This is a genomic window from Alteromonas nitratireducens (genome assembly GCF_040812025.1).
Lineage (GTDB): Bacteria > Pseudomonadota > Gammaproteobacteria > Enterobacterales > Alteromonadaceae > Alteromonas > Alteromonas nitratireducens.
This window is the reverse complement of the sequence record NZ_JBFNPK010000001.1, coordinates 505,638-517,661: the sequence shown is the minus strand read 5'-3', so window position 1 is coordinate 517,661 and position 12,024 is coordinate 505,638. Positions and strand designations below refer to the sequence as shown.

General features: G+C 49.9%; 11 protein-coding genes. 10 read left to right on the top strand and 1 reads right to left on the bottom strand.

Features of this window, described 5'->3' with window-relative positions:
- Positions 1-62 precede the first annotated feature (62 nt).
- From serC to pyrF, 9 genes are all read left to right on the top strand, one after another.
- Complete coding sequence (gene serC / locus AB1N33_RS02325) at positions 63-1,148, top strand: 3-phosphoserine/phosphohydroxythreonine transaminase (RefSeq protein WP_411269907.1); 1,086 nt, start codon at positions 63-65, stop codon at positions 1,146-1,148.
- On the top strand, positions 1,148-2,437 hold the full coding sequence (gene aroA, locus AB1N33_RS02320) for a 3-phosphoshikimate 1-carboxyvinyltransferase (protein ID WP_411269906.1): 1,290 nt from the start codon (positions 1,148-1,150) through the stop codon (positions 2,435-2,437). The genes serC and aroA overlap by 1 nt, the downstream gene beginning before the upstream one ends.
- Before the next feature lie 120 nt (positions 2,438-2,557).
- On the top strand, positions 2,558-3,232 hold the full coding sequence (gene cmk / locus AB1N33_RS02315) for a (d)CMP kinase (RefSeq protein ID WP_411269905.1): 675 nt from the start codon (positions 2,558-2,560) through the stop codon (positions 3,230-3,232).
- Between the two features lie 115 nt (positions 3,233-3,347).
- A complete protein-coding gene (gene rpsA, locus AB1N33_RS02310) occupies positions 3,348-5,018 on the top strand; it encodes a 30S ribosomal protein S1 (RefSeq protein WP_411269904.1) in 1,671 nt (556 codons plus the stop codon).
- Between the two features lie 72 nt (positions 5,019-5,090).
- Positions 5,091-5,381, top strand: a complete 291-nt coding sequence (ihfB, locus tag AB1N33_RS02305) for an integration host factor subunit beta (protein ID WP_411269903.1) — start codon at positions 5,091-5,093, stop codon at positions 5,379-5,381.
- Between the two features lie 220 nt (positions 5,382-5,601).
- Entirely contained in the window at positions 5,602-7,932 is a 2,331-nt protein-coding gene (locus AB1N33_RS02300; protein ID WP_411269902.1) for a PilZ domain-containing protein, read from the top strand.
- Between the two features lie 77 nt (positions 7,933-8,009).
- Positions 8,010-8,267 (top strand): LapA family protein, encoded by a 258-nt coding sequence (locus AB1N33_RS02295; RefSeq protein ID WP_411269901.1) that lies wholly within the window; start codon positions 8,010-8,012, stop codon positions 8,265-8,267.
- Between the two features lies 1 nt (position 8,268).
- Complete coding sequence (gene lapB, locus AB1N33_RS02290; RefSeq protein ID WP_411269900.1) at positions 8,269-9,438, top strand: lipopolysaccharide assembly protein LapB; 1,170 nt, start codon at positions 8,269-8,271, stop codon at positions 9,436-9,438.
- 5 nt (positions 9,439-9,443) lie between these two features.
- The gene (pyrF, locus tag AB1N33_RS02285; RefSeq protein WP_411269899.1) at positions 9,444-10,157 is read left to right on the top strand and encodes an orotidine-5'-phosphate decarboxylase; all 714 of its coding nucleotides are present in this window, start codon (positions 9,444-9,446) and stop codon (positions 10,155-10,157) included.
- A 59-nt stretch (positions 10,158-10,216) separates the two neighbouring features.
- On the opposite strand, the gene ald is transcribed toward pyrF, so the two are convergent.
- Positions 10,217-11,347: an alanine dehydrogenase gene (gene ald, locus AB1N33_RS02280; RefSeq protein ID WP_411269898.1), complete on the bottom strand. Its 1,131-nt coding sequence runs from the start codon at positions 11,345-11,347 to the stop codon at positions 10,217-10,219.
- A gap of 135 nt (positions 11,348-11,482) precedes the next feature.
- Here ald and lrp point away from each other — a divergent pair, with 135 nt between their 5' ends.
- Positions 11,483-11,968 carry a leucine-responsive transcriptional regulator Lrp gene (gene lrp, locus AB1N33_RS02275; RefSeq protein WP_411269981.1) on the top strand — a complete coding sequence of 162 codons (486 nt, stop codon included), beginning with the start codon at positions 11,483-11,485 and terminating at the stop codon, positions 11,966-11,968.
- The last annotated feature ends 56 nt before the right edge of the window (positions 11,969-12,024 follow it).

Below are 12,024 nucleotides of genomic sequence, written 5' to 3'. Positions count from 1 at the left end.
CAATTCGTTGATTAACAAGCGGCATTCGCCGCTTGTTGTGTTTACAGGTGAAAGAATCTGCGATGAGTGAGGTTTATAATTTTTGTGCCGGTCCGGCGATGCTTCCAAAAGAAGTCATGCAGCAGGCTCAGGCTGAATTTACCAACTGGCGTAACACGGGCTGTTCAGTAATGGAAGTCAGCCATCGGGGGGCTGACTTTGTAGAAATTGCCGCTCAGGCAGAACAGGATCTGCGAGACCTGCTGGCGATTCCTAAAAATTATCACGTATTGTTCACGCACGGTGGCGGGCGCGGGCAGTTTGCCGCTGTGCCGCTTAACCTTTCGTCAGCTGAGGATGTCAGTTACCACCTGGTGTCAGGCTCCTGGTCGAAGGGGGCCGTTGATGAGGCGGCGAAATATAACAAGCCTGAAGTCATTGGTGAGCCGGTTAAAAAAGACGGGTTATGGTTTATGGAAAGGCCAGACCCGGCGTCGATCGATCCGTCCGCTGCGTATTGTCATTTCTGTCCGAATGAAACGGTTGACGGCATCGCGTTTGACTGGCTTCCGGAAACCGGTGCAGTGCCGCTTGTCGCCGATATGTCTTCGACGATTTTGTCACAGCCACTGGATGTCTCACGTTACGGTGTGATTTATGCCGGTGCGCAGAAAAACATCGGGCCTTCAGGGTTGTCTGTGGTGATCGTGCGTGACGACCTTATTGGCAGGGCTCGTCGCGAGACCCCCTCCATTTTTGATTACAAGCTGCTGGCGGAGTCAGACTCCATGTATAACACGCCGCCAACCTATTCGTGGTACCTGGCAGGCCTGGTGTTTCAGTGGCTCAAAGCACAGGGTGGCGTGTCAGCCATTGCCAAACGCAATCAGGAAAAAGCAGCGTTACTGTATGCCGAAATTGATCGGTCATCGTTTTACCGTAACCAGGTACATCCGGAAAACCGTTCAAAAATGAATGTGCCGTTCCAGCTTGCCGACGATGCGCTGGATAAGCAGTTTCTTGCTGATGCTCAGTCAAACGGGCTGCTCGCGCTGAAAGGGCACCGCAGTGTCGGTGGTATGCGTGCGAGTATCTATAACGCGATGCCGGTAGAGGGAGTTGTCGCCCTGGTAGAGTTTATGCGTGAGTTTGAAAGGAGATATGGTTAATGGATGCGCAGCTTACACTTGGACCCGTCGCTCGCATTAACGGAACCGTGAATGTTCCTGGCTCCAAAAGCCTGTCAAACCGAGCGTTACTTCTGGCTGCGCTTGCTGAGGGACAGACAACGCTGACCAACCTGCTCGACAGCGATGATATCAGACACATGCTCAATGCGCTCTCTGCACTGGGGGTGTCCTGTACCCTCAGTGACGACAATACCACCTGTGTGGTTGAGGGGCTGGGTCATCGTTTTCACAGTGACAAGGCACTGGAACTGTTTCTGGGCAATGCAGGAACCGCGATGCGACCTTTATGCGCAGCACTGGCTCTCAGCGACGTTAACGTCACCCTGACCGGTGAGCCCAGAATGGAAGAGCGCCCGATTGGCGATCTGGTTGAAGCGCTGGAAGAGGCGGGGGCTGACATTCACTATCTGAAGAACGCTGGCTATCCGCCGGTAGCGATAAAAGGAAAGCGCCTGGCAGGGGCTGACATGGAGGTCGATGGCAGTGTGTCCAGCCAGTTCCTCACCGCGTTGCTGATGGCCGCACCGCTGTTTGATGGCGATGTCATCATCAGAATTAAAGGTGACCTGGTGTCCAGGCCCTACATTGATATTACGCTGGATACCATGGCACGTTTTGGCGTGACCGTTGATAATCAGGATTACCAGCGGTTTACTGTCAGCGGCGGACAACAGTATAAGACGCCCGGTACATTTCTGGTTGAGGGAGACGCCTCGTCGGCTTCTTATTTTCTCGCAGCTGCAGCCATTAAAGGCGGGACGGTGAAGGTGACCGGGGTTGGACGTAACAGCGTTCAGGGCGATATCCGTTTTGCTGACGTACTCGACGCGATGGGCGCCACGGTGGTGTGGCACGATGACGGTATCGAAGTGACCGGCGCACCGCTGACCGGCGTGGATATGGACATGAACCATATACCCGACGCTGCGATGACGATTGCAACGACAGCGCTGTTTGCCAAAGGACCGACGTCAATTCGCAATATTTATAACTGGCGTGTTAAAGAAACAGACCGTTTGCATGCAATGGCGACGGAACTTAAAAAAGTGGGTGCCAGAGTAGAAGAGGGAAGGGATTACATTACTGTGTGGCCGTTGGCTAAGCCAAATCATGTTCCTATTGATACGTACAATGATCATCGTATTGCCATGTGTTTTTCACTGCTCTGCCTGAGCGGTTGCCCGGTCACCATCAACGATCCGGGCTGCACTGCCAAAACCTTTCCGGATTACTTCACCCGTTTCGCAACCCTGTGTCACGCGGAATAGTGCTTGCGCGCGTTATTGGCAATGATAACTGCATGCCTGAATGGCATGCAGCGTTGCTAAAACAGCACGAACGCGTATAATTGCGCGCGATTTTTAGCAGATACGATAACCGGAGCAGGTATGCATCCAACACCCGTAGTCACGGTTGACGGCCCAAGCGGTGCTGGTAAAGGAACCTTGAGTTGTTTACTGGCCAAGCGCCTCAACTGGCATTTTCTTGACAGCGGCGCGATATACAGAGTACTGGCCGTTGCAACACTTCATCATGATTTACCCTGTGATGACGAAGAAGCCATTGTGCCACTGGCAACCGGGCTTGATGTAAACTTTGAAACCGTCAGTGACGGCACCCGCATTATCCTTGAAGGTGAAGATGTTACCGATGATATCCGAACTGAAGAAGTCGGTAGCGTAGCGTCAAAAGTAGCGGCGTTGCCTCGTGTAAGAGAAGCGCTATTGCGCAGACAACGGGCCTTTCAGCAGGCCCCCGGGCTGGTTGCAGACGGTCGTGACATGGGCACGGTTGTGTTTCCGGACGCTGCGGTAAAAATTTTCCTGACAGCCAGTGCAGAGGCCAGAGCTGAACGCCGATACGGCCAGTTGAAAGCCAAGGGCATGGATGTTAATATTGCGCGCCTTTTAACCGATATCAAGGCACGTGATGAACGTGATTCGCAGCGGGCAGTAGCGCCGCTGGTACCGGCAAAAGACGCAATTATTATTGATTCAACGGATCTGGACATCGACCAGGTCTTTGAAAAAGCAATGGAAGTTATCACTTCCCGTCTTGATTAGACGAGAACCGATTTCGACCCGGAGCGCCATTGTGACAGGACGTTACGATGATTGTTAACAACCCCACGTTAGCCGGAATGTAATGTGGATTAATTAAACTGAATATTTAAACCTTATGACTGAAAATTTTGCACAACTTTTTGAAGAAAGCCTCCAGGAACTAGAAACTCGCCCTGGTTCAATTGTTAAAGGTACTGTTGTTTCTATCGACAAAGACATCGTTCTTGTTGACGCAGGCTTGAAATCAGAAAGTGCTATCCCAGCTGATCAATTCAAAAATGCAGACGGCGAACTGGAAATCGAAATTGGTGACCAGGTTGACGTAGCACTGGACGCAGTAGAAGACGGTTTCGGCGAAACCATCCTGTCCCGCGAAAAAGCGAAGCGCCACGAAGCGTGGGTTGAGCTTGAAAAAGCTTACGACGATAAAGCCACTATCAAAGGTATTATCAACGGTAAAGTTAAAGGCGGTTTCACTGTTGAAGTTAACAGTGTACGTGCGTTCCTGCCAGGCTCTCTGGTAGATGTTCGTCCGGTTCGTGATACCACGCACCTGGAAAACAAAGAGCTGGAATTCAAAGTTATCAAGCTTGACGCGAAGCGCAACAACGTTGTGGTTTCACGCCGTGCTGTTATCGAAGCAGAAAGCAGCGCTGAGCGCGAGTCACTGCTGGCTAACCTGGAAGAAGGACACGAAATCAAGGGTATCGTTAAGAACCTGACTGATTACGGTGCGTTCGTTGACCTGGGTGGCGTAGATGGCCTTCTGCACATCACTGACATGGCCTGGAAGCGCGTTAAGCACCCAAGCGAAATCGTCAACGTTGGTGATGAAATCAATGTTAAGGTTCTGAAGTTCGACAAAGACAAGCAGCGTGTTTCTCTGGGCATGAAGCAGATGGGTAACGATCCTTGGCAGGATATTTCTCAGCGCTACCCAGAAGGCACCAAGATCTCTGGTCAGGTCACTAACCTGACAGACTACGGTTGCTTCGTTGAGATCGAAGACGGTGTTGAAGGTCTGGTACACGTTTCTGAAATGGACTGGACTAACAAGAACATCCACCCATCTAAGGTTGTTAACCTGGGTGACACTGTTGAAGTGATGGTTCTTGAAATTGACGAAGAGCGTCGTCGTATTTCTCTGGGTCTGAAGCAGTGTATTGCTAACCCATGGGAAGAGTTCGCTAAGTCACACGAAAAAGGTGACAAAGTGACTGGTAAGATCAAGTCAATCACTGACTTTGGTATCTTCATCGGTCTGGACGGCGGCATCGACGGTCTGGTTCACCTGTCTGACATCAGCTGGAACAAAGCGGGTGAAGAAGCGGTTCGCGATTATAAGAAAGGCGACGAAATTTCTGCAGTGGTACTGCAGGTCGATCCTGAGCGCGAGCGTATCTCACTTGGCGTGAAGCAGATTGAAGAAGATCCTTTCAACAAGTATCTGACAGATAACAAGAAAGGTGCTATCGTTACTGGTACAGTTACTGCTGTTGACGCGAAAGGCGTTACAGTTAACCTGGCTGAAGAAGTTGACGGCTACATCCGTGTTGCTGACCTGTCACGTGACCGTGTAGAAGACGCTTCTGAAGTGGTTTCTGTTGGTGATAGCATCGAAGCGAAACTTATGGGCGTTGACCGTAAGAACCGCGCCGTTAACCTGTCTGTGAAAGCGAAAGATCAGGCTGACGAGAAAGAAGCTATCGACAAAGTGAACCAGCAGGATGACGCTGGCTTCGCTAACGCGATGGCAGAAGCATTCAAAGCCGCTAAAGGCGAGTAAATGAAGCCGGGTATGCCCCATGGCATACCCGATTCGCAGTAGCTGTTTTTCTTTTTTGACAATGAGGTTGATATGACCAAGTCGGAATTAATAGAACGGCTCGCGGATCAAGCCAGTCACATTCCTGCAAAGGAGCTTGAAGCCGCTATTAAAGAAATTCTCGAACAGATGGCCCAGACCCTGCAAAAGGGTGACAGGATAGAAATTCGGGGATTTGGCAGTTTCTCACTGCATTACCGTGCACCACGTGTCGGCAGAAATCCGAAGACAGGTGAAACGGTCGAGCTCGATGGCAAATATGTCCCTCACTTCAAGCCCGGTAAGGAGCTTCGTGAACGGGTTAACGCTTCAGTAAATCATTAAAACCGCGCGATTGCGCGGTTTTTTATTGTCTGTAGCAAAAACCAAAGCGGCGCGCATGTGTGTGGTCACTTGTCTACCTGTTTATTTATGCGAATTGTCGCTTTTTGCTTGATAACTAACAGTTTCTGTATTTTACAAAACCGATTATCTATTGACCACTCTGTCAGACCCGCCGTATTATTACTGCGAGTTGTAAATAAAGTGTTGTGTGGTCACAACCATGGCTGTTGTAGAAGAAAAACAAATAATAAAGCAATATCAGCCGCTGATAAGAGCCCTTGTTCCCTATGAACAGCAGAATCGCTTGTTAGAGGGAATCAATAAATTTTCGACGCGCTTGCCTAGTAATATTCGCCGCATCGTCAAAGATGAAGTCATTCGTCTGACGTCGCTGACGGATGCCCCCGCTGATAATTCGGCCTTTGCCCTGTTTCCGGTAATGAAGTTTAAACATTTCGGAGTACAGATGCGTCTTGATAAAGTTGGGGCGCAAATTCTTAAGGACGAGACTGCGCTGTATCAAAACCGCTATACAGTGGGTGTTTTCGAGTCGGTAATGAATTCCGAGTATTACCAGACTCAGGTTAAAAAAGAGCAGTTTCGAAAAATTGTTGATGCCTTTAACATTGAAAGTCAGTCTTTTTCTGATATCGATTTTGGTGACAACGTCGCAGTTTCGCCTAATTTCACCGTATCCAGCCTCGATTTTGAAAAGGGAAAAAGCAGCGCGATCAGTTCGCTTGGTTTCCGCAACATGACGGTCGAAAGCCGTCGTCCACCCACGGTGTCTAATGGTCAGACGCTGACGTTCACATTTCCGGAAATCAACGGTTTTACTCAGGAGCCAACCGACATTACCTATGTGCTTAACGCCGTTAAGTACAACAAGCACAGCGGGAAATATGAGTCACACTTTGTGCTGGCAGAGGACACTGATCCTAAACTGGCACACGCGATTGAAAATTATGTGACTTCCAGTATCTATCAGCAGCCATTACAGCGTGATCTTGAAGTAGAGCGGGCAATGCAGGATCTTGAGCGTGATCGGCTGCTCGAGAACAGTCCATGGCTGCCTGTGTACTTACGTCAGAATAAAAACATATTTTCAGCCGTAACGGCACTGGTCACCAAAGCAAATGCGCAATTTAATACGGTGAATGAGGTGCTCAACACGCTGTCGGCAGGCATGCAGTCTGGTCACCTGTACCAGGAACTGCAAACCTACCGCGAGGCCTTTGTGATCAGTGGCGTTGTAGAAACGCGCAAAGGGCCGGTTAACATTCTTACTACCCATCGCCAGCTGGTCGCTGAAGGGCAACTGGCAGCGTACATTTATCTGTTGAATAAAACGGCATCGTTATCCTGCCTGCACTGCAGGCTGGCCGAAGTGAGTAACGATGACAAAAATAAGGCCTACGCTATTCACGATATCTCGCCGAAAGTTTTGCCGGATGTGGATACCCTTTCTCATGTACTTTTTTGCCGTGAGGTAAGAAGCCAGCTCAGTAAACTGACGCTGGGGGAGAAGTCGGAGTTTAAGCCCATCCCAAAACACTGGGTTGTAAGTGAGACCGGGAAGTCGATTGGGTACGTTATGGAGGAGGCACTCGACAGGCGCAGTGAAACACGCTATCTGGTCGATAAGCCCGCGTCGGTAAAGCTGGGCCTGCTGTCCTCACTGAATGCCAGGTTATGCGATGTATCGTGCAAAGGAATGAGACTTACCGTTGCACCCGGCATACACAAGTTTAACCCGACAGTGAAAGTGACGATCCCCGAGTTTAAATTAAAGAATGGTGTATACAGCGTACTCGACTACCACCCTGAATCGGGCGTATTGCGGTTGTGCGTTCAGGATGAGGTCAGACAGGCGAAAAGCGGTGCGCAGATCAATGCCGTTGTTGAAGAGAATTCAGCCTATTTCAAACTGCGGGACGTCGCTCGCCAGCAGCGATTCCTCCACCGCTTTTTATGGGAGCTGGCGGTACGGCACCTGCCGTCGTTGTCAGTGCTGTGTGTGATGAATCGCCACTGGCGTGACCGAATGAAAACCGTATACCAAAGCGAAAGCTCCGACGATTTGTATCCGTTCAGTAAAACGCAGAACATTACACCGCTTCATGGTTTTTTTGCGGATAAAAATGCCGCAAAACCAAAATCGCAGCTGTTGGATGCGCTTTTCAGTGGGAAGCGCGATCACGCAATGGTGGTGCACTGTTTAAGAAAGTCGGATGATAAACTGGTATTTATTCGCGAGCGGGATTATTTCCAGAGTCCATTGCGTCAACAAATTCAGAAGAAACTCAGTGATGAGCAAATCCAGTTGTGCACCTCAGAGATTATCGCCGTGCGTTGTCATGACACTGCAACCCCGCTGACAAAAAAACGACTTGCTCAGCTTTCAAAGCTCGATAAGGCGATGTATGACAAGTTAACGACGATGCAGGATGGCTACACGCACTGTATTTATATTACCAATATCTCCGCACTCGAAAACGACATTGTCAGGGCAAACTTGCGGACACCGCGCAGGAAAGCGCCAACGCCTTAATATTGCAGCATTAACCGGTGGGATGTTGTTGGCTGATTTGCTATTCTTAGCGAATACATTATGAGAAGGGTGCCGGATTGAAAGGAATAATCTCAGTACTGGTCATAGTTTTTTTACTGGCGCTGGCATTTGCGGTGGGATCGCAGAACGATGCCATGGTGTCGGTTAATTATTTAATTGCGCAGGCCGAGATGCGCCTGTCCACACTGATTGGCATTACGCTGACGCTCGGCGTGCTCATTGGTGTTCTTATCATGCTGGTAAGCTGGCTCAGTCTGCGGGTAAAAGTTGTCACCTTGCGCGCCAAAGTCCGCCGCCTGACGAAAGACAGCTAACATGCTAGAACTGCTGTTTCTCTTGTTACCGGTGGCCGCCGGATATGGCTGGATCATGGGGCGAAACAGTGTTCGCCAGGCCCAGCGCAAAGAATCCAGTATTCTCTCCCGGCATTATTATAAAGGGCTGAATTTCCTTTTGTCTGATCAGCCCGACAAAGCCGTAGATACACTGATAAAGATGATCGATATCAACAGTGATACGGTTGAAACACATATTGCCATGGGCAGCTTTTTTCGCCATCGCGGCGAAATAGATCGCGCTATCAAGGTACACCAGAATCTCGTGGGGCGGGATGAGATCCAACCCACTCAGCGTGAAATAGCGCTCAAGGAGCTTGGGCTTGATTATACCCAGGCAGGTTTCCTTGAGCGTGCAGAGAATGCCTTTCTACAACTGCTGAACAGCGACCGTCATTATATGATCGCGCAGCAGCAGCTATTCAGTATTTATCAGACAACCAAAGAGTGGGGCAGAGCGATTGAACTGGCTGAGCGCATGGTCGCGTGTCATGGTGATAACGATGATGTCAGTGAACGCTTGTCGCATTTTTACTGTGAACAGGCACAGAAAGACCTTCAGAATGGTGAAACCGGTCAGGCGCTGATGCTGCTGGAAAAAGCCGTTAATGCCGATGAACATGCGGTCCGTCCGTGGTTGTTGCTGGGTCAGCTTGCACTTGAACAGCAGCGTTATAATGACGCCATTGCGTATTTCCGACAGGTAGCAGAAAGAGACATCAGCTGGTTCAGCGAAGCGGTCCCTTATCTGGAAAAAATTGCAGAGGAAACCGGTGACTGGGATGGCTTTGCCGCGCATCTGCAGGCGCACTGGCAGGCCTGTGCCACGGCCTACCTTGCGATGGTCGATGTACTGCTGAAAAAAGGGGATACCCAGCAAGCGGCCAGTTACCTGCTTGACCAACTAGAAAAGCGCCCGACCATGCGTGGGTTCAAAACGCTGATGGGGCTTTATATTGACCAGATTCATGATGATGCCGCAGCGCACAGTCTTCGGCAGTTGAAAAACCTCGTTGAAAAGCAAATGGAGCAACGACCCAAGTACCGGTGTCAGAGCTGTGGCTTTTCGGGCAGAAAACTCTACTGGCTGTGTCCGTCCTGCAAGAAGTGGGGCATCGTTAAGCCAATCAAAGGTCTCGACGGAGAATAGAATTCATGCAAGAACCTCGCGTTATTGTTGCGCTGGATTACGATGATGCAACAACAGCAATGCGCTTTGTAGAACAGCTGGATCCAACGCTGTGTAAACTCAAAGTGGGCAAAGAGATGTTCACCTTATTTGGTCCCGAGTTTGTGAAGGCGCTTATTGAGAAAGGCTTTGATGTCTTTTTGGACCTGAAATTTCACGATATTCCTAACACCGTGGCTAAAGCCTGTAAAGCGGCCGCCGAGCTGGGTGTCTGGATGGTTAACGTGCATGCCAGTGGCGGGCTTGAAATGATGACGGCAGCCAAACAGGCGATAGCCTCGAGCCGGCATCCCGAAACCAGGCTGATTGCCGTGACAGTGCTGACCAGCATGGATCAGGACGGACTCAGTGACATTATTGATGACGTTACGCCGGCACAGCAGGTTATGCGACTGGCGAAACTGACACAACGCGCCGGTCTCGACGGCATCGTGTGTTCTGCGCAGGAAGCAACCCTGCTTCGAGATGAGCTGGACAGTGATTTCTTGTTAGTCACTCCTGGTATTCGTCCGGCAGGCAGCAGCGCCGGGGACCAGAAGCGGGTGATGACACCGGTAGACGCGATAGCACATGGTGTAAATTATCTGGTGATGGGACGCCCAATCACTCAGGCTGAACAGCCACTGGATGTATTACGACGTGTTAACGCCGACGTCTACAGCGTGTTGACAGGCAGTTAATGAAGAATAACAGAAAATAACAGAGTGTCGTCATTAAACGACACTCTGTATTATATGAATCAGCCTCTCAGGGCTTCTTCTGCTGGCGTGTAGGTCAGACCCAGCTTCTCGCCAAGTGCATCAACTACCGCTTTATACGTCACTTTACCTTCGTGAACGTTAAGACCTGCGAGCAGGTTCTTGTCATCCAGCATGGCTTGCTTCGGCCCTTTATTGGCCAGCGCCAGACCAAATGGCATAGTCGCGTTATTCAGCGCCATTGTCGATGTACGAGCGACACCGCCTGGCATGTTCGCGACACAATAATGTACAACATCATCGACGATATATACCGGATCCTGGTGTGTTGTTGCTTTAGACGTTTCAAAGCAGCCGCCCTGGTCAATGGCAACATCAACCAGCACTGAACCTGGCTTCATTGCTTTAATATGATCACGGTTGAGCAGTTTCGGGGCTGCCGCACCCGGGATCAGAACGGCACCCACAACCAAATCGGCTTTTGATGAGTAATATTCGATCGCATCGAGGCTTGAATATACGGTCTTAACCTGACCACGGAAGATATCATCAAGCTGGCGCAGACGTGGCAGTGAGCGGTCAAGAATGGTGACATCCGCACCCAGACCCAGGGCCATTTTGGCTGCGTTGGTACCTACCACGCCGCCGCCGATTACCAGTACTTTACCTGGCGCAACACCGGGAACACCGCCGAGCAGGGTACCGCTTCCGCCATGCGCTTTCTCGAGGTAGTGTGCACCGGCCTGAACTGACATTCTTCCTGCCACTTCACTCATTGGTGCCAGGAGTGGCAGGCCACCACTGTTGTCGGTGACGGTTTCATACGCAATACAGGTTGCGCCAGATGCTACCAGCAGCTCCGTTTGAGTAGGATCCGGTGCAAGGTGCAGGTAAGTATAAAGGGTCTGACCCTTGCGCAGTTGCTTACATTCATTTGGCTGAGGCTCTTTTACTTTTATGATTAGTTCTGCTTCAGCAAAGATATTCTGTGCTGACGGTGCAATGCTTGCACCCGCTTCAATGTACATCTCATCAGTGAAACCAATGGCAGTACCTGCATTGGTTTCGACCATGACGTCGTGACCATGACTTACAAATTCTTTTACAGCCGCTGGCGTTAGGCCTACACGGTATTCATGATTTTTTATTTCTTTTGGTACACCGACAAGCATGATTAGCCCTCTTAATTAAAACGGAATTGCATAGAACAGGCGCGCAGTATACGTGATAGTAAAACGAAGTATCTGCTGAAAATTTGCCATAGCTAGTGTAATATTCTGCATAAAGTAGAATATGCAGAATAAATGATGCTGGTAAAAACGCCGAAACACCTCGACAGAATTGACCGAAATATCCTTACTGTATTGCAGAAAGATGGAAGAATTTCCAATGTTGAACTTGCCCGTCAGGTCGGCCTCAGCCCCAGTCCTTGTCTGGAGCGGGTTAAGCGCCTTGAAAGTCAGGGCTATATTCTTGGCTATCACGCGGTTGTGGATCCGCAGAAGCTTGGTGCTGCGATGCTGGTGTTTGTAGAGATAACGCTGACGAAAACGTCAGTGGATATCTTTGCAGAATTTTCTGCTGCGGTAAGAAAGTATGACGATATTCAGGAATGTCATCTCGTATCCGGTGATTTTGATTTTCTGCTTAAAGCACGCGTAGCTGACATGTCGAGTTACCGGCGTTTGCTTGGTGACACATTATTGCGGTTACCTGGGGTCAGTGAAACGCGCACCTACGTGGTGATGGAAGAAGTCAAAAGTACGACCTCGCTGAGAATCAACCTGAAGTAAACAATTGATAGGCGTTAGAAAGCCGGTTGTGGTAGTCTTTTGTGATAACAACGAAA